Raw genomic sequence first — 25404 nt, 5'->3', positions numbered from 1 at the left:
CGGAGGGCTTTTTCTTTGGCCGGCATCGGCCGGGCGTGGGACACGGAAAAGTGTGGGCTCGGTCCGCGCCCGGTGTTTTGGTCGACGGCGTGCCTGACGTGAAACTCCTCTGCTTCGACTGCGATTCCACCCTCAGCGCCATCGAGGGCGTCGACGAATTCGCCCGGCTGCGCGGTGCGGAGTGCTTTCGCCAGAGCGAGCAGATGACCCGCGACGCCATGGAGGGTCGCATCCCGCTCGAGCAGATCTTCGGCCGGCGCCTCGAGATCATCCGGCCGGCGCAAGCCGACGTCGCGCGCATCGCGGAGCTTTACCTCCGCGAGATCGAGCCGACCGCCGCCGCCACCGTGAGCGCGGCCAAGGCCGCCGGCTGGACGCCGGTGATCGTCAGCGGCGGTTTCGTGCAGGCGATCCGCCCGCTGGCGGATTTCCTCGGCATCGCGCGCATCGAGGCGGTGGAGCTGCAGTTCGACGGGGCGGGGCACTACGCGGGTTTCACGCCGCACCCGGCCTCGCGCAAGGGGGCAAGCCCGAGGTGGTGCGCCGGCTGCGCGCGGAGTTGCGGCCGACGCGCGTGATCGCCGTGGGCGACGGGGCGAGCGATCTCGAGATGCGCGATGACGTTGACGTTTTCGTGGGTTTTGGGCGCTATGCCGAGCGTGCCGCCGTGAAGGCCGGCGCGCACCGCTTCGCCTACCGCCTCGACGAAATCCTGCCCCTGCTCGCGTGATCGCCCGACTGCTTCGACTCGGATTCCTCGCCGCCTTGGTCGCGGCCGGTTCACTTTGGGCGGCTGGCGCCGCCCCGGCGGAGGCTTTTCCCCGCGCCCTCGAGACCTACGCCACGATGCCCGGCGCCACGGCGTGGGCGGTGGTGAAGGCCCGCGCGGCGGCGGAGCCGTTCAACCTGGTGGCGACCGCGATCTTCGTGCTCGCCGTGCTGCACACCTTCGCGAGCGCCCGGATCCGGCACTGGGCGCACGTGATCGAGGAGCGACACGCCGCGCGATTGCAGCGCGCCACCGCGCGCGCAGACCGCAACGACGACGGGCAGCCGGACGAGGTCAGTTTCTGGGGCCAGATGCTGCACTTCCTCGGCGAGGTGGAGGCGATCTTCGGCTTCTGGGTCGTGGTCCTGCTCGGCGCGATCGTGTGGTTCAAGGGGCTCGACACCGGCATCCATTACCTGAGCAGCACGGTGAACTACACCGAGGCGCTCTTCGTCGTGATCATCATGACGCTGGCCTCCACCCGGCCGGTGCTGCGCCTGGCCGAGCAGAGCATGCGCGCGGTCGCGCGGCTCGGCGGCGGGCGCCCGGCGGCCTGGTGGCTGTCGATCCTGACCATCGCCCCGCTGCTCGGCTCGTTCATCACGGAGCCGGCAGCGATGACCATCGCGGCGCTGCTGCTCGGGAAGCAGTTCTACGCCCTCAACCCGAGCGGGCGCCTGAAATACGCCACCATCGGCCTGCTCTTCGTCAATGTCTCGATCGGCGGCACGCTGACGCATTTCGCCGCCCCGCCGGTCCTGATGGTGGCGGCGGCGTGGGGCTGGGACATGGCCTACATGTTCACGCATTTCGGCTGGCACGCGGTCACCGGCATCCTGCTCTCGAACGCCGTCTACTTCGTCGCCTTCCGGCGCGAGTTGCTCGCCCTCCAACCCGCCGCGGACGCCGGTGCGGACGGCGAGGCGGTCCCGGCCTGGGTGACGCTCGTGCACCTGCTGTTCCTCGGCTTCACGGTGTGGATGGCGCATCACCCGGCCCTGTTCATCGGCGGCTTCCTGTTCTACCTCGCCTTCGCCCAGGCGACGGCGCACCACCAGAGCCGGCTCGATCTCCGCGGGCCGCTGCTGGTCGGCTTCTTCCTCGCTGGCCTCGTGGTGCACGGCGGCCTGCAGGCGTGGTGGATCCAGCCGGTGCTCGGCAGCCTCGGCGAGCTGCCGCTGTTCGCCGGGGCGACGATCCTGACGGCCTTCAACGACAACGCGCTCATCACCTATCTCGCGACGCTGGTGCCCGGCTTCACCGAGCAGTTGAAGTTCGCGGTCGTCTCCGGCGCGGTCACGGGCGGCGGCCTGACCGTGATTGCCAACGCCCCGAATCCCGCGGGCCAGTCGATCTTGCAGCGCTATTTCCCGGACGGCGTGTCGCCGCTCGGCCTCTTTCTGGGCGCGCTGGTGCCGACGCTGATCGTGGCGTTCTCGTTCATGGTGCTCTGAGCGCCGGCGGGCGTCAGAGCTGGATCGGCATGCCGACCTCGATGATCTGCATCGGCGGCAGGCGGTAGTAGTCGCGGGCCTGGCGGGCGTTGCGGCTGAGCAGCGAGTAGAGACGCTTTTCCCAGTGCCACATTCGCGATTCGCCGCCGGTGATGATCATCTCGCGGTTGAAGTAGTAGGTGGCCTCGTTGAGCTTGATCGGCACGCCGCAGGCCTTGACCTGCTGCATCAGCCGCGAGACGTCGGGCGACTCCATATAGCCGTAGCGGCCGATGGCGCGCCAGACGCCGTGGCCGATCTCCGAGACAGTGAGGCGCTCGTTGTCCGGCACCTGCGGCACCTCCTCGGTGACCACGCTGAGCAGCACGACGGTCTCGTGCAGCACCTTGTTGGCCTTGAGGTGGTGCAGCAACACGAGCGGCGTGCCGGTGGGATTGCCGGCCATGAAGACGCCGGCGCCGCGCACGCGGGTGATGTGGTCGCTCTTGGCGATCGAGCGGAGTTCGTCTTCCGTCACGCCGTTGGCGTAGATGCGGCGGAAGATCTCGTCCTTGCCGGTCTTCCAGGTGTGCATGATCGCGATGACGCCGCCGGCGATGAGCACCGGGAACCAGCCGCCGTCGGCGAACTTGTGGAGATTCGAGGCGAAGAGCGGCACGTCGATCGCGAGGAAGAACGCGCACAGCAGGCCCGCCTGCCAGACGGGCCACTTCCAGTTGCCGCGCAGCACGGCGTAGAATGCCAGGGTGGTGACGACCATCGTGCCCGTGACCGCGATGCCATAAGCGGCGGCGAGGCGCTCGCTGGAGCGGAACGCCAGCACGACGTAGATCGAGCCGGCGGCGAGCAGGCCGTTCACGAGCGGGAGGTAGATCTGGCCGGATTGGTCGGGGTTGGTGTAGTTGATCGTCAGGCGCGGGAAATAGCCGAGCTGGATCGCCTGGCGCGTGAGGGAGAACACGCCCGAGATCATCGCCTGGCTGGCGATGATGGCGGCCACGATCGAGAGCAGCGTGAGCGCGAGGCGCGGCGTGCCCTCGGGGACGAGGGCGAAGAACGTGTGCGTCGTGTCGTCGGGGTGGGCGAGGGCCCGGGCGCCTTGGCCGAAGTAGTTCAGCACCAGCCCGGGGAACGCGCAGAAATACCAGGCCCGGGCGATGTGCTTGCGGCCGAAGTGGCCCATGTCGGCGTAAAGGGCCTCCGCGCCGGTGATGGCGAGCACGACGGCGCCGAGCAGCCCCGCCGATTCCGCCGGGTGCGCGAGCAGGAGGCGGATGCCGAGGCGCGGGTCGAGGGCGGCGAAGACCCGCGGGTTGTCGATGATGTGCCAGAGGCCGAGCAGCCCGAGCACCACGAACCACAGCAGCATCGCCGGGCCGAAGATCCGCCCGATGCTCTTCGTGCCGTGGAATTGCACGGCAAACAGCCCCGCCAGGATCAGCGCCGAGAGGAACGGCACCCAGCCGGCGAAGCCGGGCGTGAAGGTGTTGATGCCCTCCACCGCGCCCATGACGGAGATCGCCGGCGTGATGATGCCGTCGCCGTAGAGCAGGGCGGCGCCGACCAGGATCAGGACGGTCATCACCCCCATCTTGCTGCGGGCGCGCTGTCCGTGCCCGAGGGCGAGCAGGGCGAAGATGCCGCCCTCGCCGCGGTTGTCCGCGCGCGTGACGAACACCAGATACTTCACGATGACCACGAGCACCATCGACCAGAACACCAGCGAGAGCGCGCCCAGCACGCCCTCCGCGCGGTCGACCGGCGGCAGGTAGTTCAGGCACTCGCGCAGCGCGTAAAGCGGGCTGGTGCCGATGTCGCCGAACACCACGCCCAGCGCGCCGAGCGTCAGTCCCGCACCCGCTGCAGCCGAGTGATCTTTCCCTTCTGCTTGCATTGAACGGCCGACTGTTGGGGAACCCGGCGGGGCTCGCCAGCCGTTTTCCGCCGGGGGCAAATACCGCTTGACGCTCCAGCGCGAAATCCAGCCGGGCGCGCAAAAACGTTTGCAGCTCAGCTCTTTTCGCCGACCGTTGCCCCATGATCCCCGCCTGGAAAACCGTCAAGAACTACGAGGACATTCTCTACCAGAAGGCCGATGGCATCGCGAAGATCACGATCAACCGGCCCGAGAAGCGCAACGCGTTCCGTCCGCAGACCGTGTTCGAGCTGCACGAGGCGCTGCTCGACGCGCGCGAGGACCAGAAGATCGGCGTCGTGCTCCTGACCGGGGCCGGTCCGGCCAAGGACGGCAAATACGCTTTCTGCGCCGGCGGCGACCAGTCGGTCCGCGGCCACGGCGGCTACATCGACGCCAAGGGCGTGCCGCGCCTGAACATTCTCGAGGTGCAGAAACTCATCCGCTCGATGCCCAAGGTCGTGATCGCCCTCGTCGCCGGCTACGCGATCGGCGGCGGCCACGTGCTCCACGTGATGTGCGACCTCACCATCGCGGCCGACAACGGCATCTTCGGCCAGGTCGGCCCGAAGATGGGCAGCTTCGACGGCGGCTTCGGCTCGAGCTACCTCGCGCGCATGGTCGGCCAGAAGAAGGCGCGCGAGATCTGGTTCCTCTGCCGCCAATACAACGCGCAGGAGGCGCTCACGATGGGCCTGGTCAACAAGGTCGTGCCGGTCGCCGAGCTCGAGCAGGAGGGCGTGGCGTGGGCGAAGGACATCCTCCAGCGCAGCCCGCTCGCGATCCGCTGCCTGAAGTCGGCCTTCAACGCCGAACTCGACGGCCAGAGCGGCGTGCAGGAGCTCGCGGGCAACGCCACCATGCTCTACTACATGACCGAGGAGGCGAAGGAGTTCATGACGGCGCAAAAGGAGAAGCGGAAGCCGAAGGCGGACCAGTTTCCCTGGTTGCCGTGAAGCAAGGCGGGCCGCCCGCCGCCGGCTCCGTCATCGAATATCCCCGCAGCACGCGAGGCGGAAGCCGGGCGGGTGTGCGGTGGCGCCGCGCGCGTTAGCCGCCGACGGCTCTCGGCATCGACGCCCGTGCGGCGAGCGAAGCCGCCCGCGCTGCGAGGGAAGGGCGCTTGGGGACAAGCGCCCCTACCGACGAAACACGCACCCCGGTGGGGGCGGTGTCTGATGTCGCTGCGCTCGGTAGCCCTCAACCGCCCGCGAGCGAGGCTGAGCGCCCGAGCCACGACCTCGACTTTCGCCGCAACGAGCTCCGCGACCGGAACAATCGACTCAGCGACCGGAGCCACCGCCTCGTTCCTCGCCGCAACCAAGTCGGCTCCCGTCGCAACGAGCCCGTCCCGCCAAGCAACCGCCTCAGCTCCTCAAACAACGACGTCGTCCGGCGCAACAATGGACTTGTCCGCCGAAACAATAGAGTCGGACGACAAAACAATTGAGTTGGGAAACAAAACAATTGAGTTGGCGGCTCAAACAATGAGCTCGGCGGTTCAAGCAATCGGGTCGTCCGTGTAAACAATCGCCTTGGCGTGTAAAACAATCGGGTCGGCGTGTAAAACAATGAGCTCGGCGAGTGAAGCAATGACCCTCTCGCGAGAAGCAATGACCCAGTGCACTCAAGCAATTGCGCAAGTGCCTGATTCAGCGGTCAAGCTCGGTCCAACGGGCGCCGGAGGGCCGTAAAAAACAAAGCCCGAACGCCGCGCAATTCGGGAGCCCCTGTTCGCGACGCGTGCGTTCGGAGGGTAGGGGCGGTTGTCCCAACCGCCCTCGAACGGGTTGGCGCCCACGAAACACACCCAAGGCACGAAAACAGCAGGGATCTCCTGCGCATGAAATCGAATCGGCCAAAGAGCCGCCGCGCTCTCGGACCTGTGGCCTGTTCCGTCGACCGCAGTCGCCGGCATCCGCTGCCTTCAACGACCCTCGGCTTTGCGGCCCCGGACGCCGGGCGCTGGGGGACAAGCGCCCCCCACCTTACGCAACGCGCGATCGGAAGAGCGGCGATCAGCCCGAGGCGTGCGTCGTGTCTGCGCTCTCGGCCCAGACGACGAGCCAGCCGCTTTCCTTGTCGGTGTAGACGATCGGCGTGGCGTTGGGATCGGCGACTTCGACGTAGTCGGCCTGGGCCGTGGCCTCCGTGGCACCCACGGTCGACGGGGCGGCAGGCGGCACCGGACGGCCGACGAACAGAGCGAGCGCGACCGCCGCGGCGGCGGCGAGCGGGGTGCCGAACCACACCACGGGCGCGAGACGGCGCTTCGTCGTGCGCGGCGCGGATGCCGGGGCGGCGGTGTTGATCCGCGCCTGCACAGCGCGCCACTCGGCGTCGATGTCGGGCAGCCGCACGGCTTTCGCATCGGCCCGCACGGCGTCAAGGGCAGCCTCGACGTCGGCGCGCAGCTGCCGGCAATCGGCGCAGGCGGCCAGATGGGTCGCCAGTTCGGCGTGCTGAGCGGGAGTCAGCACGCCGTCGCGATCGGAGAGCAGCCAAGTTTGGACGCTGCGGCAGTTCATCGGGAAGCGGGTTTACCAGCGGCGGTCGCGACGGTCATAGCGGCCGTAGTCGTTGTAGGCGACCCACACGCGCTCGGTGCGAATCTCGTAGTGGCCTTCGACGTAGCGGCGATAGGGACGGCCCCAGTGGTCGCGCTCCATCGTCCAGAAGCCGGGCACCCAGACGCGGGTGTGGATCTGGCGCCAGTAGCCCGCCGGTTCGTCGCAGCGGTCGGGGCCGCGGTGATAGCCGGTCTGGACGATCACGGCATCGGGGCCGTGATGCTGGTCGGCGAGGACAGAGCCGACGATCACCCCGCCGAGAAAGCCGCCGAGGACGGCGCCGGTGTCGTTGGCCTGGGCGGTCTTCGGGGTGGCGAGGGCAAAGAGGGTCGCGAGCGCAAGGGCGAGAGCGGCGAATTGGGTTTTCATGAGGTGTCTCCGTGTTGGGTTCGCTCTTGGGACGCGGCGCGGCGGCGGTTTATTCAAAAATCCGCGGCCGGGCTATTGGGCGACGATGAACACGGCGTAAACCTCGCCCGGCGTGCGGCCGGTGGGGGGCCGCCGAGCACGGCGGGGACGCCGGGGCGGAGCGTGACGCCGGTGTTCATGAGCGTGCGCTCGCCGATGTTGGCGGCCCAGCGGACCCGCAGCTGATAGGGATTCTTGCCAGCCTCGATCATCAGTTCATGGCCCTGGCCGACCATCAGCGTGGTGCGCTCGCCGGGGCCGATGTCGCCGCGGTCGCTGCCCTGATACTCGAACGACTCGAAGCGCATGATGCGGCGGAGGGTCGGCTCGTATTGCGCCAGGCGGGGGTCGCTTTTGCCGCCGCGCTCGTTGGACGCGGTGATGAGGAACACGTGCAACTGCACGCGCTCGGCCGCCAGGGCGCGGACGGCGGGCGCCGCGAGGAGACCGAGCAGCAGCAGGAGCGTGAACGGGAGGCGGTGCGTTTTCATCGGGAAGCTTTCAGTTTTTGCGCGAGCATTCGGCGGGCGTGGTAAAGGCGGGACATCACGGTGCCGATCGGCAGTTCCGTGGCACGCGCGATTTCCTCGTAGGACAAGCCCTGCACCTCGCGCAGCGTGAGGACCGCGCGGTGTTTCGGCGGCAGGGCCTCGAGGGCGCGGTGCAGTTGCGCGCGGCGTTCGCCGCCCTCGGCTTCGTCGCGCGCGGTGGCGTCGGTCGACGGCTCCGCCACCACGACCGCCTCGGGCGGCGTGTCCTCGCCGGCGCTGGCGAACGGCAGGAACCGGTCGAACCAGCGGCGGCGCTTGCGGAGATGATCGAGCGATTTGCGCACGGCGATGGGATGGACCCAGGTCGTGAACTTCGCCTCGCCGCGGAAATTCGGCAACTCGCGCCAGACCTTGACCCACACCTCCTGTGAGACGTCGCGCGCATCGTGTTCATTCCGCAATATCCCAAACACCGTGCGGAAAACGGCTTCGTAGTGCGCCCGCATCAGTTCCCCGAACGCCGCCTGGTCACCGGCGCGGGCGCGCGCGAGCAGGGCGGGGTCGTTGGCGGGGCTGGGGTCGGGGGCCGGCACAGGCAGGGACAGGGGACAGGTGGCAGGGACGGGCAGTTCCCTAGCCGAGCGTCGCCCGCGCGTCCAGCGGGAGGTCGACGTGCACGAGGCTGCGGTTGACCGGGCGCTTCCACCAGCCGCGGTGACAGAACGGATACGCCTCGCCCAAGGCGACGTGATTGGCGGCGTTCTCGTCGAGCAAGGGGTGATGGAACACGGCCCGCGCCGCGGGCCAGGACGGTGCGGGCGCGCCGAGCTCGCTGGCGAGCAGGGCGACCTCGCCGAGGCGGGCCGCGCCGCCGTCGGTCGCGAGCAGCTCGCGCAGCAGGTCGGCGTTCGTGCGCGCGGCCGCCTCAACGACCCGCCCGGAGCGGAATTCCAGCTCGATACCCTCGATCGCCGTGCCGGCATGACAGACGGGGCGCGCGACGCGGACGCGACCGGTCGCACGGCGGCAGTCGGGCGCGGTGAAGATTTCCTCGGTCGGCAGGTTGATGACGTGGCGCACGGCGTGCTTGGTGTGCTGCGCGGCCGTGCACCAGTGGTGTTTCTCCGGCAAGCCGAGCGTCAGGTCCGTGCCGGGCCCGACGAGGCGCACGGTGCTGTGGCGGGCGGCGTTCAGCCGCTCCGCCGTGGCCACCAGTCGATCCAGGTGCGCGTTCCAGCGGGTCACGGCGTCGCCGGTGCCATCGGCGCGGACGCTGTCGAACACGCCGCGCCAGAGGGCAGCCAGGCGCTGCTCGCTGGGCAGGTCGGCGAAGGTCAGCGCGGCCCAGCTCGGCGACGGCGCGGGCGCGATGCACCACTGCGAGGCGCCGCGGACGAGCTGCTGGACGATCGGACCGAAGTGGCGCCAGGCGATCTCGTGTTGCGCGGCGAGGTGGGCGGCGGGCACGCCGTCCATCAGGCGCGGCTGGCTGCCGGTGAGGAAAAGGAACGCGCCGCCGCGGCGCAGGTGGTGCGTGAGCCGCGAGGTGTTCTGCGCCACGAGGCGATCGAAGGCCCCGCGCTGGTCGGCCTCGGCCATCGCGCGGAGCTCGGCGCTGGGGCTCCAGACCACCTCGAAGTCATCGCCGACTTCCAGGGCGGCGCGGCGCACGGCGTCGACCAGCACCTCGGCGCTGCGGGCCACGCCTTGCTGATCGTAGGGATCGGTGACGAGCAGTTTCTGGCCGGGCTGCAGGTTCACGCCGACGCGCACGATCACAGCGGCGTAGTCGCGCAGGCGGGCCTCGAAATCGGGGAGCATGTCAGGCGCGGGCGAGGTGCCCCGCGACCGCCTGTGCCGCCTCGGTCGCGGTCAGGCGTGCGGTGTCGAGGCTCAGGTCGGTGCGCGGGATGACCGGCGTGCGGAACGCGCCCGCGGCGCGCAGCTGGCGGTAGAGGGCGAGGTCGGTGAGCTTGCGGAATGACTGGCGCGAGGCGCTGGCGAGGCGGGCCTCGATCTCGGCCTCGGTGGCGGCGAGCTCCACCGAAAGGAGCGTCGCGCCGGTCGCGGCGGGCAGGTCGGCAAACAGCCAGTCGATGAACTCTTGCGGGACGGAATTCTCGGGATTGAAGGTGAAGATCAGGCCGCCGGCCGGGCGGCGGGCCGCGGCGGCGAGGTGCGTGCGCCAGGCGTGGTCGCGCTCGGCCACGAAGCCGGGCGTGCCGAACGCGTGGCGCTGGAGCACGGCGTCGACCACGAGGTGGTTGTGGTAGAGCTCGAAGCCCGTGAGCGCGGCGAGTTCGCGGCCGACGGTGTATTTTCCCGTGGCGGGCGCGCCGTGGAGGAAGACGAGGTGCATAGAAAAGCCAGCGCGCGCAGGCTCGCTGGCGGGGAGGGGAATGACGAGCGCTTACTTGCCGGTGCCCGCGTCCAGCGCGGACCGCAAGGTGAAGACCTGCACGGCGTCGATGGCGCCGTAGTCCTTGCTGCCCGAGAAATCCAAAGCGTCCGCCGTCGTGGCCAGGGCGGTGTCATCGGTGGTAAACGCGCGTTCGGCCCGCTCGGTGCCCGGGACAGGACGGACGTGGGTGGCGGCCAGGCTCAGGTCGTGGCGCGCCTCGTTGAACTCCTCATAGTCCTCCGCCGGACTCGGGTTCGGCCCGAGGGCGACGGAGGGCGAGGTGACGCGGAAATCGTCGAAGTCGAGCTCGCCGGACGTCTGGCCGCCGACGACGTAGATGCGTCCCTGGTGGGCGATCGCGGCGGAGCCGCGGGCGACCTGATAGTCCAGGGCGAAGGGTTCCGACCGCTTGGTCTTCAGATCATAGGCGATCAGCGCCGATTCGCCGAACAGCAGCACGTAGTGATCCGCGAAGGCCGCGGACGTGGTCGCCGTCGCCCGGTGCAGCGGGGGCAGGATCCGCCAGATGTTCTCGGCGGGAATGTAGACCTCCACATCCGGAAGTTCGCGACGGGAACGCGAGCCCCCGGCGACGAACGCGAAGCCGGTGACGGTCGTGGCCGCGCACTCGCGTGCGGTCGGCATCGTCAGCCCGGTGGTCCAGCGCTGCTGGGCGAGGTCGAAGATCTCGACGGAGTTGGTGTCGACGATGTGTCCGTTGCGGGTCTTGGCGCCGCCGAAGACGTAGAGCCGGTTGCCGATGGCGGTGAAGCCGAAGTTCGCCTTCGCGACCGGCATCGGCACGCCGCGCTTCGTCGTGCCGCTGGCCAGGTCGACAATTTCCACGGAGTCCTCGAACACGCGGCCGGACGGGATGGGGCTGCCGCGATAGCCGCCGAGCACGTAGAGTTGTCCGTTCACGATCGCGACGCGGTGGTTCCGCCGCGGGATCGCCAGGCGGGCCACGATCTCGGATGTGTTGCGCTCGAGGTCGATCCGCTCGATCTCGGGCACGCTCTGGCCGTAGGTGTTGGCGCCGCCGACGACGTAGAGATACCGTCCCTCGGCCGCGAGCGCCGCGCCGTAGCGGGGGACGCGCAGGCGCAAGGGCAGGTCGATCCGGACGATCGGGGTGGCCGCGGCGCGCACGGGAAAATCCGGCAGGTTGACGGGCCGCTCCTGCTCGGCGGCCCCGCCGTGGCGGCGGCCACGAGCAGCAGGAGGCGGGGGAGGAGCGCGCGCAGCACGACGCGGAGCCAAGCGGAAAGCGGGCCCGGGCGGAAGCACGACTTTGCCGGTGGGAGACCGGCCCAAGAAAAACGCCGCTCCGGTCGGAGCGGCGTCGGGAAGGGGAAGGGCGGCGGCGGCTTACTTGCCGAGGCTCTTGCGGAGGTCGTCGAGCTGGCCGGCGGAGCCGAGCAGCACGTTGCGTGAGGCGATGAACTTCGCGTATTCCTCGATGAAGATCTTGCCCGGCGGGCGGAAGTCGAACTCGGCGGGCTTGTCGCGGAAGAACTCGCGGTGCACGCGGGTCCAGACGAGGCGGCCGTCGGTGTCGATGTTGATCTTGGTGACGCCGAGCTTGGCGGCGGGGAGATACTCGTTCACGTCGACGCCCATCGAGTCCTTGATCTGGCCGCCGGCGGCGTTGATGCGATCGACTTCGTCCTTCGGCACGCTGGAGCTGCCGTGCATGACGAGCGGGAAGTTCGGGAGGCGGTCCTGGATCTTCTTCAGGACGTCGAAGTGGAGCGACTGCTTGCCCTTGAACTTGAAGGCGCCGTGCGAGGTGCCGATGGCGCAGGCGAGGGAGTCGCAGCCGGTCTGCTTGACGAATTCCTGGGCTTCAGCCGGGTCGGTGAGGCAGGCGTGGCCTTCCTCGACCTTGATGTCCTCCTCGACGCCGCCGAGCATGCCGAGCTCGGCTTCGACGGAGAGGCCCTTCTTGTGGGCGGCTTCCACGACGCGCTTGGTGATCTCGACGTTCTTGGCGAACGGATCATGGGAGGCGTCGATCATCACCGAGCTGTAGAAGCCGGAGTTGATGCAGTCGTAGCAGGTCTCCTCGTCGCCGTGGTCCAGGTGCACCGCGAAGATCGCCTCGGGGAAGATCTCGTCCGCCGAGCGGATGATCGCCTCGAGCATCTTCTTGTCGGTGTATTTGCGGGCGCCCTTGGAAATCTGGATGATGAAAGGCGCTTTCGAGCTGATGCAGCCTTTGAACAGGCCCATGGCCTGTTCCGCGTTGTTGATGTTGTAGGCGCCGATGGCGTATTTGCCGTAGGCGTGTTTGAACAGCTGGGCGGTGGTGACGATCATAGCGGGGGAGAGAGGCGGTGATTTAACTCCCCGTCCGCCACAGCGACAAGCTGGAACTGTGTGTCAGCCCTTGGGCGGCGTCGGAACCTGCGTGGGCGTGGACGCCTTGCCGCCGTTGCCGCTGCCGCCATTGCGCCGCTGGAACTGTTCGCGCATGAGCTTGGCGAGCTGGGCCTGGGCCTGTTGCTCGGCCTGCAGTTGCTGCAGCGCCTGCTGCTGGCTGGCGGAGAGGACGCTGGCGGACTGGGCCACGGCCTGGTCGGTGATCTGGGCGCCGCCGTTGCCGCCGAAGCCGATGCGGCCCGCCGGCGTGCGCACGCCGCCCGCGCTCGGGTTCTTCTGGTCGGTGGTGGTGGCGAGCAGCTGCACGAGCTGCTCGGTCTGGGCGTCGCTGAGCGGCGCGTCGGTGTAGCTGAGGCGCTGCTGGAGCTGGGAGACCACGGTGCGCTGCGGCTGGGTCTGCTCGAAGTTCTGGTATTGGGCGAACGCGGCGTCGCCGATGGCGGCACGGATGTTGTTGTCGACCTCGTTCTGCGCGTTCTGGACGAGGGCGCGGAGCTCGTCGCGGTTCTCGCGTCCCGTGAGGCCCTGCGAGCGCGCGGCGGCCATCACGTCGGCCACGGTGGTGCGCTTCTCGACCAGGAGGTTCTTGAACTGCTCAAGCTGGGCGGGGAGAGGTTGAGGCTTTTGAACAGCGCGGAGTAGCGCGCGTCGAGCGCGCCGCGCTGCTGGGTGGCGAGCAGGCGCTGGACGTCGGGGTTGTCCATCATCGCCATGAAACGCCCGAACGGGCCGCCCTCGCCGGGGCCGCCGAAGCGGATCGCGGCGTCGACGGCGGCGTTCTCGAGCGTGGCCTCGCCCGGGCCGCCCTCGCCGTCGGGGCCTCCCCGGCGGCCGCGGAGCTGGGCCTCGAGTTCGTCGCGGCGTTTTTCCGCGTCCCACAGTTTCTTGCGGAGGTCGTTGCGCTCCTTCTCCAGCGCGTCGGCCGCGAGCCGGGCGTGCGCCAGGGCTTTCTGCTGCTGATAGGCGTAGAAAACGCCGGTCGCCGCCACGAGGGCGAGGATCAGGACGGTGAGGCGAGACAGCGTGCGCATGGCAATGAGACGCCTGCAAAAGGCCACGGTTTCAGTCGCGCGGCGAGGGCAAAGGGATGAACGGGCTGTGCGCTGCGGTAGGGCCGGTTTTAACCGGCCAAACGGGTTTGCGCTCGCGAGCGAAGGGGGCCGGGAGCGACAAACCGGGCCGGATGAAGCCGGCCCTACTCACGGCGGCGGGAACGGTGGACGTCGCTGCCCGGTGGGCTCCCGGCTCCGCCCATCCGTGGCAGGGCTCGCCCTATTTCCTCCTCACCGAGGAGGAAATTCGAACTCCGCCTTGTCCTTCTTCGCGGAGAGAACCAGGTAGGCGCTGAACTTGTTGCCGCGCTTGGAGACGAAGCCCTCGATCAGGTCGCTCTTGCCCTCGGCGAGGAGCTTCTGGACGACCGCGGGGGCGATCTCGTGCTCGCAGAGCTTCTTGGCGAGTTTGAACACCGCGCGGTTGTCCTGCTCTGGCTTGCGCACGTAGTAGGTGTCGCCGAGCTCGACCAGCTCGCCGCCGTCGTGCGCGGGGCTCTGGCCGAGGACCGTGGCCTTGGAGAGATCGACCTTGGCGCGGGCCTTGCGCTCGATGGGCTTGCCGTCCTTGTCGAGCTTCGGGGCGCGGGGAGGGAACTCCCAGGCAATGCGCGCGCCCTCCAGCTTGAGGAACGCGTCGAAGGGACGGCCCTTCTTGGAGATGAAGCCCTGGATGAGGCCGGTTTTCCCCTTCGAGACGAGGTCGGTCACCATCTCATGGGTGATCGGCTTCTGGCAGAGGATGCGGCCGATGCGGAACGTCTGCTTCCAGCCGCCCTCGGCGGCGGGATCGCGCTCGCGCACGATGAAGCTGCTGCCGTTCTCGCAGAGCTCGGCGCCGGTCTCGGGATTGGTCCAGAAGGGCGTGAGCCCGCCGAGGTCGGCCTTGTCGCCGAAATCGAACTCGGTCTTCCACTTCTTCGTCTTCGTGCCGTCCTTCGCCTCCTCCTCGACCTGGTTGAGCTTGAGCAGCGCGGAGAAGCGGTTGCGGGTCTTGGCGGAGATGAAGCCGTCGAGCGGACCGACCTTGCCGGTGGTGACGAGCTCCTTGACCTCGTGCTCCTCCATGCGGCGGCCGCCGATGATCTTGTAGATCATGAACTCGCCGTCGTGGGACTTGTAACCGCGCAGCGTCTCGCGCAGGGGCTTGCCGTCGGTGGGCGAGGGGATGTCGGTCTCGCGCGCGATCGAGTCGTCTTCCTCGAAGCCCTTCACGCGTTCGACGATGCCCTTCGTCTCCTTGACGATCTCGGCCATGAATTTCTCGCGCGGGAACTTGCCGTGCTCCATCTGGCGGAGGTTGAACTCCCACTCGCCGGTCATGGCGGGCGAGGTGAGGTCCTCGGCCTTCACGGCGCCGAGGAACTGGATCAGCTGTTCGGCCTTGGCGGTCGGCACGAGCTCGCGCTGATTTCGGTCGAGATATTTCTGGTAAATGAGGCCGTCGATGGTGTCGGCGCGCGTCGCCGGCGTGCCCAGGCCGCGCTCTTTCATGGCTTCGGCGAGTTCCTCGTCGTCGACGAGTTTGCCGGCGGTTTCCATCGCGGAGAGCAGCGTCGCTTCCGTGTAGCGCGGCGGCGGACGGGTCGCCTCCTCGTGCAGTTCGGTGGAGAGCGTCTTGGCCTTGCCGGCGTCCTCGGCGGACATGGCGGGCAGCGCTTTGGAGTCGGCCGAATCTTCGTCGACCGTGCTCTTGCCGTAGACCTCGAGCCAGCCGGGGACGGTCAGCACCTTGCCCTCGGTCTTGAAGGCGTGGCCGGCGACCGTGCTGGTGCGCGTGGTGACGTCGAACTCGGCCGCGGGGAAGAACGCCGCGACGAAGCGGCGTGCGATCATGTCGAAGATCTTCGCCTCGGCCTCGTCGAGGTGCTTGGCCTCGTGCTCGGTCGGGATGATGGCGAAGTGGTCGGAGACCTGGGCGTTGTTGAAGATGCGCTTGTTGAACTGGACGTAGCCCTTCTCCAGCGCCTTGTGCGCGTGGGTGCCGAGCGCGCCGTGGAGATTTTGGAGCGTGCGGCGGACGACGGGCAGATAATCCTCCGGCAGCGCGCGGGAGTCCGTGCGCGGGTAGGTGATCATCTTGTGCTTTTCGTAGAGCGCCTGGGCGAGCTGGAGGGTGCGCTTCGCCGGGAAACCGTAGCGGCTGTTCGCCTCGCGCTGGAGCGTCGTGAGGTCGTAGAGGCGCGGCGCGATCTGCGAGCTGGCCTTCTTTTCCTCGGCAACCTGCGCCAGCGGCTGGCCCGCGCAGGCGGCGACGATGGCCTCGGCCTTGGCCTTGTCCCAGAGGCGGTCGATGCGGTCGTGCTCGTCGTCGCTCTTCTTGAAATCCGGGCGCTGGTAGGTGCCCTCGTAGTCGCCCTTGGCGACGCCGAACTTCGCCGTCACGCGCCAGTAGCCGCGCGGCTTGAAATTGCGGATCTCGAGCTCGCGCGCGTAGACCAGCGCGAGGGTGGGCGTCTGCACGCGGCCGACGGAGGCGACGTTACCCGCGCGCGAGCCGAACATGCGCTTGGTGATCGCGCGCGTGCCGTTGATGCCGATGAGCCAGTCCGCCTCGCTGCGGCAACGGGCGGCGTCGGCCAGGCCCTGCATCTCCGAGTCGTCGCGCAGGCGCTCGAAGGCCTCGTTGATGCCCTCGTTGGTCATCGACGAGAGCCAGAGGCGCTTCACCGGGTGCTTGTTCTTCGCCAGCAGCGCCAGATTCTTGAAAATGAGCTCGCCCTCGCGGCCCGCGTCGCAGGCGTTGATGACCTCTTTGATGTCCTTCCGGGCGATGAGTTTTTTAAGGAGATTGAAGCGGTCCTTGGAGTCCTCGATCGGCTTCAGCTCGAATTTCTCCGGGACGATGGGCAGCGTCTCGAGCCGCCAGAAACCGTATTTCTTCTTGTCGATGTCCTCGGGCATCTGGAGTTCCACCACGTGGCCGACCGCCGACGAGATCACGTATTCCTCGTTCTCGTAGTGGTCGCCGTGCTTGGGAACTTTGCCGAGCGCGCGGGCGATGTCAGCAGCCACGGACGGCTTCTCGGCGATGATGAGGGACTTCATTGGGAGGCGAGCCGTTACGGGCGCGCGCCGCCGATTTCAAGCACTACTTTTTTCCGAGAGCCGCGCGCGCACGCGCGCACGCGGGTCTACGCGCGCTCGCGCGCACGAGGGAAATTGCGCGAAATTTCGGGCGGCTTCCTGCCGTGACGCGACGCGGCGAACACGCCCGGCCTAGCGCGAGACCGGCTCGGTCAGCAGGTAGCTCCAGACCGGCGTCAGCACGTCGGTGTGGCGCGGATTCATCACCATCGTGTGGGCGGTGGACGAGGTGAGCTTTCCGCCGGGATAGTCCGTGGTCAGCATGCGGGAGTGCCGATACGGCGGTGGCTCGCGGTCGACGTCCACGAGGGGACCGAATCGGTCGAGGCCGAGCGCGCGCAGGTTTTCCCACTGCTGCTCCGGCGAGCAGCCCTGATGGTCCTGCCGGTGATTGAAGGTGAAGAAGCGCTCCTTCGGCGTCGCGGAATCGAGGCGCAGCCAGGCGGCGGGCGCGTCGTGCGCGATGCTGTAGTCTTTGGGGCTGCCGGTGCAGATCACGCGGGCGACGCGGTGGTGCAGCGCGATGAGCGCGGCGTGGCCGCCGCCCTGCGACTGGCCGGCGACGGCAAGGACCTCCCATTTCGGAGCGCCCTCTGGCGTCAGGAATTGTGCCCAGTCGCTCGCCGGATCGGATTTCGCCAGATGTCGCAGCAAATGCACGAGACGACTCTCGATGCTTTCAGCGCGGTCGACAGAGAGGTGCTTCGACTTGCCGCCCGCGATGAGGGCCATGCGGAAGCGCTCGAATTCCTGCGGGTCGCGGTCGTTGCGGCAGATGCTGGCGGATTGCTCGTTCGGGTATTTCAGGACGATCGCGTGGTAACCAAGTCGCGCCGCGAGTTCGCAAAATCGACCGGCGCCGCCGGGGCCTTCGCCACTCGTGCCGGAGGGCTGCGTGCCGGGAATCCACAGCAGCAATTCGTGGCGGTCCGCCGCCGCGCCCGTGCGGCCGGCGAGCACGTCGCGATCGACGTAGGCGTAGTGCGGCAGGTCGGCCGTCCGGATCGCCGGATCGGTGTCGCGTGCGCGGACTTTGAGGACCTGGACGGAATCCACGCTCTCCCGCTCGCGCGGTTCCGCGCCGAAGGCGAGGGAAACGACGAGCAGCCAAATGAGGCAGCGCGAAATGCGTTTCATCGTCGGTCAGCGATGCCGCAACGCCCGCACCGGCGCAAGCCAAGCGCACGACGCGTTATCCTGGCGCAATCCCGGTTTCCGCGCCGGAGGGCGCGCCCGCGCGCGCCGCGCCGCCGCTCACGCCCCGATCTCGGCCAGCGACGCGTCGAGCGCGGCGAGGAGTTCGGCGATGGTGGCGTCGGTCTCGTCGCCCATGTTCGAGATGCGGAAGGTCTTTCCCTTGAGCTTGCCGTAGCCGCCGTCGATGAGGAAGCCGCGTGCCTTGAGCTTCGTGTTCAGGGCGGGCAGGTCGATGCCGCGGGTGTTGGCGAAGCAGTTGAGCGAAACCGAGGCGAAGCGCTCCTCGGGGAAGAGCTTGAAGCCCTTCGCGTAGCCCCAGTCGCGCACGATGCGGTTGAGGCGCACGTGGCGGGCGTAGCGGGCGTCGAGGCCCTCGGCGGCGATGTCGTCGAGCTTCGAGCGCAGCGCGTAGATCAGCGGGATGACCGGCGTGCTGGGCGTCATGCCGCCTTCGTGGTTCTTCTCGAACTCGACGAGGTCGAAATAGTAGCCGCGGGCCGGGGCGGTGGCGGCGCGCTCGCGGGCGCGCGGCGAGACGGAAAACACCGTCAGGCCGGGCGGCAGGGCGAGCGCCTTCTGCGAGCCGGCGAGCACGATGTCGAGGCCGAGCGCGTCCTGGTCGATCGGCACGGCGCTGAACGAGCTGACGGTGTCGACGATGGCGATGACGTCCGGGAATTCGCGCAGGACCGCGGCGAGCGCGGGCAGGTCGCTCAGGCAGCCGCAGGAAGTCTCGTTGTGGATGATCGTGACGGCGTCGTAGCCGCCCTTGGCCAGCTCGGCGCGGAGCGCGGCGGGATCGACGGGCTTCCCCCAGTCGAATTGCAGGCCGGCGGCGTCGAGGCCGCAGCGGCGGGCGACGTCGAGCCACTTGTCCGAGAACGCGCCGTTCATGCAGCAGAGGACTTTCTTGCGGACGACGTTCCGGAGCGTGCCCTCCATGACGCCCCAGGCGCTGCTGGTGGCGAGGTAGACGGAGTTCTTCGTGCCGAACAGCGCCTGCAGCGCCGGCGTCAGGCTGCGGTAGAGCGCGATGAACTCGCTGCCGCGGTGGCCGATCATCGGCTGGGTCATGGCGCGCAGGGTTTTCTCGGAGACGCTGATCGGGCCGGGAATGTAGAGCTTGTAGGGCATGGTCGGGAGCGGCGCCGGAGTTGTCGCTTGCGCGGGCGGCGCCAGGAGTCCCATAACCTAGGTCGCGCTCCGCGCGGTCAAAGCCTATTTCACGTCATGCCCAATCGCTGGTTTCGCACCAAGCTCAACGAATTCGAGCAGTTCGGCATCGACGTCATCATGGGGAAACGCGAGGGCTTCGGCGCGCTGGTCTTCGCGGCGTTCCTGCAGGCGTGTTCGTATCTTTTCAGCGGCATTGTGCAGGCCCGGCTGTGGCTGTTCCGGAAGCGCATCTTCCATGACACGCCGCTCGGCTGCCTCGTGGTGGTGGTGGGCAACCTCACCGTCGGCGGCACGGGCAAGACGCCGGTGGTGGAGATGTTCGCGCGCGCGCTGCGCGACCGCGGCCGCAAGGTCGCGATCCTCAGCCGCGGCTACAAGAGCAAGGCCCCGCCGCTCTGGAAGCGCCTCTGGCACGACTTCACCCACCAGGAGGCCGAGCCCCCGCGCATCGTCAGCGACGGCGAGCGCCTGCTGCTCGACTCGGAGCTGGCGGGCGACGAGCCGTTCATGCTGGCGAAGAACCTGCCCGGCGTCGTCGTGCTCGTGGACAAGGACCGCGTGAAGGCCGGCGCGTATGCGATCAAGCGCTTCGGCTGCGACACGCTGGTGCTCGACGACGGTTTCCAATACCTGCCGCTCAAGGGCCGACTCAACCTGCTGCTGGTCGACAAGACCAATCCCTTCGGCAACGGCTTCCTGCTCCCACGCGGCATCCTGCGCGAGCCGGTCAAGCACCTGAAGCGCGCATCCTACGTCTTCCTCACGAAGTCCAACGGCCGCCGCGACGAGGAGCTCGAGCATTTGATCCGCCACTACAACCCGCACGCCGAGATCATCGAGTGCGCGCACCGGCCGCAGTTCCTCCAGCGCGTCGGCAACGTCGAGAAGCGGCCGCTCGCGGACTTGAAGGGGAAGCGCATCGCGGCCTTCAGCGGCATCGCGACGCCGGAGAGCTTCGAGCGCTTCCTGCGCGAGGGCGGGGCGCATCTCGCCTACGCGCGGCGCTTCCTCGACCACTACCGCTTCACCTCCGAGGACCTGCGCGAGGTCTATGCCGAGGCGGAGAAGGCCGGGGCGGAGTTCATCGTCACGACCGAGAAGGACGCGGTGCGCATCGCGCCCGCCGACGCGAACCCGTCGCGTCCGCTCTATTTCCTCCGCCTCGAGATCGAGATCCTCCGCGGCGCGGCGGACTTCCAGGAGGCGGTCGGCAAGATCTGCTTCCCGCGCGGCCGGCCGGCCAACGAGGAGCCGGAAGTCGGCAGCGAAGCCGCGGTCGCGGCGAAGTGAAAGTGAAGTAGCGCCGGCTTCCAGCCGGCGCTGCGGGAAGATGCCGGCTGGAAGCCGGCGCTGTTCAGGCCAAGCGAAGCTGACCGCGTTGGCCTGAATTGTAGGGCGGGGTCGCCGAACCCCGCCATGCAGCGATGCCGGCGCAACGTTCGCGGCGGGATTCGGAGACCCCGCCCTACAACAACCCGGCGGCACGACTCGCGCGGCGGCTTTGAGGTTGCCCGGGCGGCGTGCTCGGGCGATAGCTTGCGGATGGCTGATCCCCGCTACTCGCAACTTGCCGACGTTCTCACCGGATTTTCCACCGCCCTGAAGAAGGGCGAGCGCGTGCTCATCGACGCGTTCGACATCCCCGACCTGTTCGTGGTCGCGCTCGTGCGCGCCGCCCGCGCCCGCGGCGCGCTGCCCTACGTCAACATCCAGCGCGCCCGCGTCACGCGCGAGCTGCTGCAGGGCGCGCAGGCCGAGCAATACCAGATCGCGGCCGACGTCGAGCTGGCGCGCATGCAGAAGATGGAGGCCTACATCGCGGTGCGCGGCTCGGACAACATCTTCGAGACCTCCGACGTGCCCTCCGAGAAGGTGCAGCTGGTGGCGAAGATCATGAAGCCCGTGCTCGACCACCGCGTGAACAAGACCAAGTGGGTCGTGCTCCGCTGGCCGTCGTCCGCCATGGCGCAGCAGGCCGGCATGAGCACCGAGGCGTTCGAGGATTTCTACTTCCGCGTCTGCACCTTCGACTACCGCCGCTACGGCCCGGGCATGAAGGCGCTGACCGACCTGATGAACCGGACCGACCGCGTCCACATCAAGGGCCCGGGCACCGACCTGCGCTTCTCGATCAAGGGCATCGGCGCCGTCCCCTGTGGCGGCCTGCGCAACATCCCCGACGGCGAGGTGTTCTCCTGCCCGGTGAAGGACAGCGTCGAGGGCACCATCAGCTACAACGCGCCGACCGTTTACCTCGGCACCGCGTTCGACAACATCAAGCTGACCTTCAAGGCCGGCAAGATTGTCGACGCCACGAGCAACAACACGAAGCGCCTGAACGAGATCCTCGATACCGACGCCGGCTCGCGCTACATCGGCGAGTTCGCCATCGGCTTCAACCCGCACATCCAGCAGCCGATGCGCGACATCCTCTTCGACGAGAAGATCGCCGGCTCCTTCCACTTCACGCCCGGCCAGGCCTACGAGAAGGGCGGCAACGGCAACAAGTCCGCCGTCCACTGGGACATGGTCTGCATCCAGCGCCCCGACTACGGCGGCGGCGAGATTTGGTTCGACGGCAAGCTCGTCCGCAAGGACGGCCTCTTCGTCCCGAAGGCGCTGCAGAAGCTGAACCCGGATCAGTTGCTGAAGGTGAAATGAGCTCTGCCCACGGAGCACACGGAATGGACGTGTCTGTTTCCGTGTGTTCCGTGTCTTCCGTGGGCCATGTCTGATTCGCTGGTCGATTTCGTCCAATCGCTCCCGAAGACGGAGACGCACCTCCACCTCGAGGGCGCGCTGCCGCTCGAGCTGCTGCAACGCGTGCGCCCGGAGTTCCGCGGCCGCGCGCCGGACTCGTGGGCGCCGGACTTCAAGTTCGCCGACTTCGCGCACTTCGAACGCGAGCTGCTCGACATGGCCTTCGCGTGGTTCACCTCGCCCGAGCGCTACCACGAGGCGGCGCAGCTGATCTTCGCGCGCCACCTCGCGCAGAACGTCCGCTACGTCGAGACGAGCTTCGCCTCGGGCGGCATCGAGTTCCTGGGCTTCGACGGCCGCGCCGTGCTCGACGCCATCCGCGCCGCCGTGCCGGCCGGACTCGAGGTGCGGATCTTCCTCGGCATCCACCACGACGGCGCCGGTCCGAAGATGATGCCGGTGCTCGCAGACGCGCTGACCTGGCCCGGCCTCGCCGGCATCGACCTGCACGGCTTCGAGGACAAGCCCCTCGAACCGTGGACGGCGGAATACTGGGCCGCCGCCCGGAAGGCCGGCAAATACACCAAGGCCCACGCTGGCGAGTTCATGGGCGCGGAGTTCATCCGTTTCGTCCTCGACGAGCTGAATCCCGACCGCATCCAGCACGGCGTGCGGGCGCACGAGGACGCGACCCTCGTGGCGGAGCTGGCGCGCGCGGGTGTCGGCTTGGATGTCTGCCCGATCTCGAACCACAAGCTCATGCCCGGCGTCACGCTGGCGACGCACCCGATCCGTAGCCTCTTCGACGCCGGCGTGAAGGTGACCGTGAGCACCGACGATCCGATCTCCTTCGGCAACACGCTGACCGACGACTACGTCGCCCTCGCCACGCAGCGCGGCTTCACGCGCTGCGAATTGGCCCGGCTCGCGCGGAACGGCTTCGAGCTCGCGTTGCTCCCGGACGCGCAAAAAGCGCCGCTGCTCGCGGAGCTGGACGCGATCATCGCGGCGGAAGCATCAGACGACGCCTCTTAGGTTGCCGCATAGTTGGAGGCGGGGCCATCAGCCCCGCGAGACCGAGAACCCTGCGGGGCTGATAGCCCCGTCTCCAATCTTGCGCGGTGTGTGAGCTGTCTCAACCGTGCGGCATCGTGCCGCAAATCTATATCGTTCCCGAGGGCTCCCGCCGCGAGCGCACCGACAAGGTGCTCGCGCACGCGTTTCCCGAGCACAGCCGCGCGGCGATCCAGCGCGCCATCGCGGCCGGGTTGGTGAAGGTCAACGGCAAGGTCGCGGCGCAAAGCGACGACGTGCGCGGCGGCCAGGCGATCGAGTTTTCGCTGCCCGAGGTGAAGCCGGCGGAGCTCAAGCCGGTCGACATCCCGCTCGACGTGATCTTCGAGGACAAGCACCTCATCGTGCTCAACAAGCCCGCGGGCATGGTCGTGCACCCGGGCGTCGGCACGGGCGAGGACACGCTGGTGCACGCGCTGCTGGCGCATTGCGCGGGCGAGCTGAGCGGCGTCGGCGGGGTCGAGCGCCCGGGCATCGTGCACCGCATCGACAAGGAGACGACCGGCCTGCTCGTCGTGGCGAAGAACGACGCCGCCCACCGCGCGCTCTCGGACCAGTTCGCCTCGCGCACGCTGCTGAAGGAATACGTCGCGCTCGTCAGCGGCGTGCCGAAGGCGATGAGCGGCGTCATCGACCGCGCCATCGCGCGGCATCCGGTGCACCGCCACCGCATGACGACGGGCGAGGGCGGCCGGCCCGCGCGCACGGATTGGGTGGTGCTGGAAAAATTCGGCGAGGCGGCGGCCCTCGTGCGCTGCCGGATCCACTCGGGCCGCACGCACCAGATTCGCGTGCACCTGAAGTCGATCGGTCACCCGCTGCTCGGCGATCCGACCTACGGCTGGAAACAGCACCCGGCGATGCCCGCCGTGCCGCGCGTGATGCTGCACGCCGAGCACCTCGTGCTGACGCATCCGGTCAGCGGGAAAATTCTCGACCTGCGCGCACCGCTGCCGGCGGATTTCGAAGCGCTGCTCGGCGCGCTGCGGAAATTGTAGGGTGGGGTCGCCGAACCCCGCCGGGCAGGCGGTGTGACGTTCACGGCGGGGTCGGGAGCCCCCCCTACATCGCTCAGAGCGTCTGCAGCAGCTCCGCGGCGAGGCCATAGCGGAGATTGTAGAACGAGTGGCGGAATTCACCGAAGCCGCCGGCATCCGCGACGGCGAGAATCGTGGTCAGCGCGGCGGGAAACACGTCGGCGCGCGCGGCGGGCAGGCCTTTGACGCGCTTGCGTTCCTCCAGCGGCAGCGCGGCCAGCTGGTCGAGCAGAGCGGCCAATTCGGCAGTCGAGACGCGCGGCTCCGTTTCCTCCGCCTTTCGGCCGGCGCGCGCGCCGAGGATGGCGCGGACGGTGGCCACGGTGCCGCCCGTGCCCACGGCGTGGCGGGTCGCGCCGAAGCGGAAACCCGAGGCGCGGAGCGTCGCGGCGACGTGCGCAGCGATCTGCGTGCGGCTCTCCGGGGAAACGGCGCCGACGGGTCGCGGACGAATTTCTCGGTCAGGCGCACGCAGCCGAGCTGAAGGCTGAGCTCCTGCTGAATCTGGCGGTCGCGGAACTCGAGGCACTCGAGCGAGCCGCCGCCGAGGTCGAAGACGTAGAAGTCGCGCAGGTCGGCCAGGGCGGCGTCGGCGGTGAGACCGCGGCCGATGCCGTTGGCTTCCTCGCGTCCGGTGAGGATGCGGATCTCGTGCCCGGTGGCGGCGCGGATGCGCGCGCGGAACTCGGCGCCGTTGGCGGCGTCGCGCACGGCGCTGGTGGCGACGAGCAGGGTGCGGGCGGGGGCGAAGGGGGCGGCGAGGGCGAGGAGCGCCTGCACGGCGGCGAGGCCGCGCGTCATGCCTTCCTCGCTGAGGCGCGGGGTGGCGGCGCTGATGCCGGCGCTGATGCGGGCGTCGAGCGACTGGTGCAGCCGGATCTCGAGACCGCCGTCCGGCGCGCGCGCGGCGACGAGCGCCTTGATCGAATTGCTGCCGATATCGACGACGGCGACGGCCGGGGCGCTCACAGCGTGAAATCCTTCGGGGCGATGAGGACGACGAACTCGCCCTTCAGGCTGCCTTTCATCAGGCGCGCCTGCACGTCGGCGGCGAGGCCGACGAGGAAGGTCTCGTGCAGCTTGGTGACTTCCTTGGCGATGCCGATCACGCGGCCGGGGCCGAGGTGTTCGACGATCTCGGCGGCGAACTTGTCGATGCGGTGGCAGCTCTCGTAGAGTGCGAGCGTGTAGTCGAAGTCGCGATATTTCTGGAGAAACGCGATGCGCGCGGCGGATTTCGGCGGCAGGAAGCCGGCGAAAAGGAAGCCGTTGGTCGGCAGGCCGGCGGCGCTGAGCACGGCGGTGAGGGCGCTGGCGCCGGGCACCGGCACGACCGGCAGGCTGCGGCGGCGGCAGGCGCGGACGACGCGGAAGCCCGGATCGCTCAGGGCGGGCGTGCCCGCGTCGCTGACGACGGCGACGGATTTGCCGAGGGCGATGAGTTCGGCGAGGCGGTCGGCGGCCTCGGTCTCATTGTGCTCGTGGTAAGGGAGGAGCTCCTTGTGCAGGCCGAGGCGGTTGAGCAGCACGCCGGTGGTGCGGGTGTCCTCGCAGGCGACGAGGTCGACGCCGGCGAGGATGGCGCGCGCGCGCTCCGTGACGTCGGCGAGGTTGCCGATCGGCGTGGCCACGACGTAGAGGTGGCCGGGCTGGGGGACGAGCGAGGGATTCTCGGCCGGCGCGGTCATGGC

Annotated in this window: 25 protein-coding genes; 8 read left to right on the top strand and 17 right to left on the bottom strand. The window is 68.7% G+C overall.

The annotated features are described in order from the left end of the window. Positions 1-89: 89 nt before the first annotated feature. From ACMYLB_RS14485 to ACMYLB_RS14475, 3 genes are read left to right on the top strand one after another with little or no spacing between them, the layout of a single operon-like run. Positions 90-578 (top strand): HAD-IB family phosphatase, encoded by a 489-nt coding sequence (locus ACMYLB_RS14485; RefSeq protein ID WP_415907683.1) that lies wholly within the window; start codon positions 90-92, stop codon positions 576-578. After that, positions 575-730: a hypothetical protein gene (locus ACMYLB_RS14480; RefSeq protein WP_415907682.1), complete on the top strand. Its 156-nt coding sequence runs from the start codon at positions 575-577 to the stop codon at positions 728-730. Before ACMYLB_RS14485 ends, ACMYLB_RS14480 begins: the two co-directional genes overlap by 4 nt. After that, on the top strand, positions 727-2223 hold the full coding sequence (locus tag ACMYLB_RS14475) for a putative Na+/H+ antiporter (protein WP_415907681.1): 1497 nt from the start codon (positions 727-729) through the stop codon (positions 2221-2223). The genes ACMYLB_RS14480 and ACMYLB_RS14475 overlap by 4 nt, the downstream gene beginning before the upstream one ends. A 13-nt stretch (positions 2224-2236) precedes the next feature. On the opposite strand, the gene ACMYLB_RS14470 is transcribed toward ACMYLB_RS14475, so the two are convergent. Next, entirely contained in the window at positions 2237-4117 is a 1881-nt protein-coding gene (locus ACMYLB_RS14470; protein ID WP_415907680.1) for a potassium transporter Kup, read from the bottom strand. 143 nt (positions 4118-4260) lie between these two features. Between ACMYLB_RS14470 and menB the strand changes: the two genes are divergently transcribed. Next, positions 4261-5094, top strand: coding sequence for a 1,4-dihydroxy-2-naphthoyl-CoA synthase (menB, locus tag ACMYLB_RS14465; protein WP_415907679.1), 834 nt, complete (start codon positions 4261-4263; stop codon positions 5092-5094). 1062 nt (positions 5095-6156) lie between these two features. Here the strand turns inward: menB and ACMYLB_RS14460 are convergent. From ACMYLB_RS14460 to ACMYLB_RS14400, 13 genes are all read right to left on the bottom strand, one after another. Beyond that, the gene (locus ACMYLB_RS14460) at positions 6157-6666 is read right to left on the bottom strand and encodes an anti-sigma factor family protein (RefSeq protein ID WP_415907678.1); all 510 of its coding nucleotides are present in this window, start codon (positions 6664-6666) and stop codon (positions 6157-6159) included. Positions 6667-6678: 12 nt separating this feature from the next. Next, positions 6679-7077 carry a hypothetical protein gene (locus ACMYLB_RS14455; protein WP_415907677.1) on the bottom strand — a complete coding sequence of 133 codons (399 nt, stop codon included), beginning with the start codon at positions 7075-7077 and terminating at the stop codon, positions 6679-6681. A gap of 53 nt (positions 7078-7130) precedes the next feature. Then, complete coding sequence (locus ACMYLB_RS14450) at positions 7131-7607, bottom strand: hypothetical protein (protein ID WP_415907676.1); 477 nt, start codon at positions 7605-7607, stop codon at positions 7131-7133. Next, positions 7604-8200 carry an RNA polymerase sigma factor gene (locus ACMYLB_RS14445; protein WP_415907675.1) on the bottom strand — a complete coding sequence of 199 codons (597 nt, stop codon included), beginning with the start codon at positions 8198-8200 and terminating at the stop codon, positions 7604-7606. The genes ACMYLB_RS14450 and ACMYLB_RS14445 overlap by 4 nt, the downstream gene beginning before the upstream one ends. Positions 8201-8240: 40 nt before the next feature. Further along, positions 8241-9428 carry an aminopeptidase gene (locus ACMYLB_RS14440; RefSeq protein WP_415907674.1) on the bottom strand — a complete coding sequence of 396 codons (1188 nt, stop codon included), beginning with the start codon at positions 9426-9428 and terminating at the stop codon, positions 8241-8243. A gap of 1 nt (position 9429) precedes the next feature. Next, positions 9430-9966 carry a shikimate kinase gene (locus tag ACMYLB_RS14435; protein ID WP_415907673.1) on the bottom strand — a complete coding sequence of 179 codons (537 nt, stop codon included), beginning with the start codon at positions 9964-9966 and terminating at the stop codon, positions 9430-9432. Between the two features lie 51 nt (positions 9967-10017). Further along, positions 10018-11157: a Kelch repeat-containing protein gene (locus ACMYLB_RS14430; RefSeq protein ID WP_415907672.1), complete on the bottom strand. Its 1140-nt coding sequence runs from the start codon at positions 11155-11157 to the stop codon at positions 10018-10020. 219 nt (positions 11158-11376) lie between these two features. Beyond that, positions 11377-12327 carry a class II fructose-bisphosphate aldolase gene (locus ACMYLB_RS14425; protein WP_415907671.1) on the bottom strand — a complete coding sequence of 317 codons (951 nt, stop codon included), beginning with the start codon at positions 12325-12327 and terminating at the stop codon, positions 11377-11379. Positions 12328-12390: 63 nt separating this feature from the next. Continuing rightward, complete coding sequence (locus ACMYLB_RS14420; protein WP_415907670.1) at positions 12391-12948, bottom strand: hypothetical protein; 558 nt, start codon at positions 12946-12948, stop codon at positions 12391-12393. Next, positions 12936-13421, bottom strand: a complete 486-nt coding sequence (locus ACMYLB_RS14415; protein WP_415907669.1) for a hypothetical protein — start codon at positions 13419-13421, stop codon at positions 12936-12938. Before ACMYLB_RS14415 ends, ACMYLB_RS14420 begins: the two co-directional genes overlap by 13 nt. A gap of 252 nt (positions 13422-13673) precedes the next feature. Further along, positions 13674-16490 (bottom strand): DNA topoisomerase 3, encoded by a 2817-nt coding sequence (locus tag ACMYLB_RS14410; RefSeq protein ID WP_415907668.1) that lies wholly within the window; start codon positions 16488-16490, stop codon positions 13674-13676. 171 nt (positions 16491-16661) lie between these two features. Continuing rightward, positions 16662-17666, bottom strand: coding sequence for a BPSS1187 family protein (locus ACMYLB_RS14405; RefSeq protein WP_415907667.1), 1005 nt, complete (start codon positions 17664-17666; stop codon positions 16662-16664). Between the two features lie 117 nt (positions 17667-17783). Beyond that, entirely contained in the window at positions 17784-18860 is a 1077-nt protein-coding gene (locus ACMYLB_RS14400; protein WP_415907666.1) for a pyridoxal-phosphate-dependent aminotransferase family protein, read from the bottom strand. A gap of 96 nt (positions 18861-18956) precedes the next feature. Between ACMYLB_RS14400 and lpxK the strand changes: the two genes are divergently transcribed. The 4 genes from lpxK (at position 18957) to ACMYLB_RS14380 (ending at position 23674) form a co-directional block, all read left to right on the top strand. Next, on the top strand, positions 18957-20192 hold the full coding sequence (gene lpxK, locus ACMYLB_RS14395; RefSeq protein WP_415907665.1) for a tetraacyldisaccharide 4'-kinase: 1236 nt from the start codon (positions 18957-18959) through the stop codon (positions 20190-20192). Positions 20193-20444: 252 nt separating this feature from the next. Next, positions 20445-21563, top strand: a complete 1119-nt coding sequence (locus ACMYLB_RS14390; protein ID WP_415907664.1) for an aminopeptidase — start codon at positions 20445-20447, stop codon at positions 21561-21563. A 66-nt stretch (positions 21564-21629) separates the two neighbouring features. Continuing rightward, positions 21630-22637: an adenosine deaminase family protein gene (locus ACMYLB_RS14385; RefSeq protein ID WP_415907663.1), complete on the top strand. Its 1008-nt coding sequence runs from the start codon at positions 21630-21632 to the stop codon at positions 22635-22637. A 116-nt stretch (positions 22638-22753) separates the two neighbouring features. Continuing rightward, positions 22754-23674, top strand: coding sequence for an RluA family pseudouridine synthase (locus tag ACMYLB_RS14380; RefSeq protein WP_415907662.1), 921 nt, complete (start codon positions 22754-22756; stop codon positions 23672-23674). Positions 23675-23747: 73 nt separating this feature from the next. Here ACMYLB_RS14380 and ACMYLB_RS14375 read toward each other — a convergent pair whose 3' ends face one another. Genes ACMYLB_RS14375 through rsmI form a run of 3 tightly spaced genes read right to left on the bottom strand, consistent with a single transcriptional unit; the run spans position 23748 to position 25401 of the window. Next, positions 23748-23870, bottom strand: coding sequence for a hypothetical protein (locus tag ACMYLB_RS14375; RefSeq protein WP_415907661.1), 123 nt, complete (start codon positions 23868-23870; stop codon positions 23748-23750). After that, the gene (locus ACMYLB_RS14370; RefSeq protein ID WP_415907660.1) at positions 23852-24682 is read right to left on the bottom strand and encodes a hypothetical protein; all 831 of its coding nucleotides are present in this window, start codon (positions 24680-24682) and stop codon (positions 23852-23854) included. The genes ACMYLB_RS14375 and ACMYLB_RS14370 overlap by 19 nt, the downstream gene beginning before the upstream one ends. Next, a complete protein-coding gene (gene rsmI / locus ACMYLB_RS14365; RefSeq protein WP_415907659.1) occupies positions 24679-25401 on the bottom strand; it encodes a 16S rRNA (cytidine(1402)-2'-O)-methyltransferase in 723 nt (240 codons plus the stop codon). Before rsmI ends, ACMYLB_RS14370 begins: the two co-directional genes overlap by 4 nt. Positions 25402-25404: the final 3 nt, after the last annotated feature.

The sequence above is a fragment of the Oleiharenicola sp. Vm1 genome (genome assembly GCF_047777955.1).
Taxonomy (GTDB): Bacteria; Verrucomicrobiota; Verrucomicrobiia; order Opitutales; family Opitutaceae; genus Didemnitutus.
This window is presented reverse-complemented; position numbering and strand designations above follow the sequence as displayed.

Excerpts from the sequence above, each read along its gene's own strand:
- ACMYLB_RS14405 (WP_415907667.1), bottom strand. The coding sequence starts at position 17,666 with ATGAAACGCATTTCGCGCTGCCTCATTTGGCTGCTCGTCGTTTCCCTC.
- ACMYLB_RS14385 (WP_415907663.1), top strand. The coding sequence starts at position 21,630 with ATGTCTGATTCGCTGGTCGATTTCGTCCAATCGCTCCCGAAGACGGAG.
- ACMYLB_RS14390 (WP_415907664.1), top strand. The coding sequence starts at position 20,445 with ATGGCTGATCCCCGCTACTCGCAACTTGCCGACGTTCTCACCGGATTT.
- ACMYLB_RS14460 (WP_415907678.1), bottom strand. The coding sequence starts at position 6,666 with ATGAACTGCCGCAGCGTCCAAACTTGGCTGCTCTCCGATCGCGACGGC.
- ACMYLB_RS14440 (WP_415907674.1), bottom strand. The coding sequence starts at position 9,428 with ATGCTCCCCGATTTCGAGGCCCGCCTGCGCGACTACGCCGCTGTGATC.
- ACMYLB_RS14435 (WP_415907673.1), bottom strand. The coding sequence starts at position 9,966 with ATGCACCTCGTCTTCCTCCACGGCGCGCCCGCCACGGGAAAATACACC.
- ACMYLB_RS14470 (WP_415907680.1), bottom strand. The coding sequence starts at position 4,117 with ATGCAAGCAGAAGGGAAAGATCACTCGGCTGCAGCGGGTGCGGGACTG.
- lpxK (WP_415907665.1), top strand. The coding sequence starts at position 18,957 with ATGCCCAATCGCTGGTTTCGCACCAAGCTCAACGAATTCGAGCAGTTC.
- rsmI (WP_415907659.1), bottom strand. The coding sequence starts at position 25,401 with ATGACCGCGCCGGCCGAGAATCCCTCGCTCGTCCCCCAGCCCGGCCAC.
- menB (WP_415907679.1), top strand. The coding sequence starts at position 4,261 with ATGATCCCCGCCTGGAAAACCGTCAAGAACTACGAGGACATTCTCTAC.
- ACMYLB_RS14455 (WP_415907677.1), bottom strand. The coding sequence starts at position 7,077 with ATGAAAACCCAATTCGCCGCTCTCGCCCTTGCGCTCGCGACCCTCTTT.
- ACMYLB_RS14410 (WP_415907668.1), bottom strand. The coding sequence starts at position 16,490 with ATGAAGTCCCTCATCATCGCCGAGAAGCCGTCCGTGGCTGCTGACATC.
- ACMYLB_RS14400 (WP_415907666.1), bottom strand. The coding sequence starts at position 18,860 with ATGCCCTACAAGCTCTACATTCCCGGCCCGATCAGCGTCTCCGAGAAA.
- ACMYLB_RS14450 (WP_415907676.1), bottom strand. The coding sequence starts at position 7,607 with ATGAAAACGCACCGCCTCCCGTTCACGCTCCTGCTGCTGCTCGGTCTC.
- ACMYLB_RS14415 (WP_415907669.1), bottom strand. The coding sequence starts at position 13,421 with ATGCGCACGCTGTCTCGCCTCACCGTCCTGATCCTCGCCCTCGTGGCG.
- ACMYLB_RS14425 (WP_415907671.1), bottom strand. The coding sequence starts at position 12,327 with ATGATCGTCACCACCGCCCAGCTGTTCAAACACGCCTACGGCAAATAC.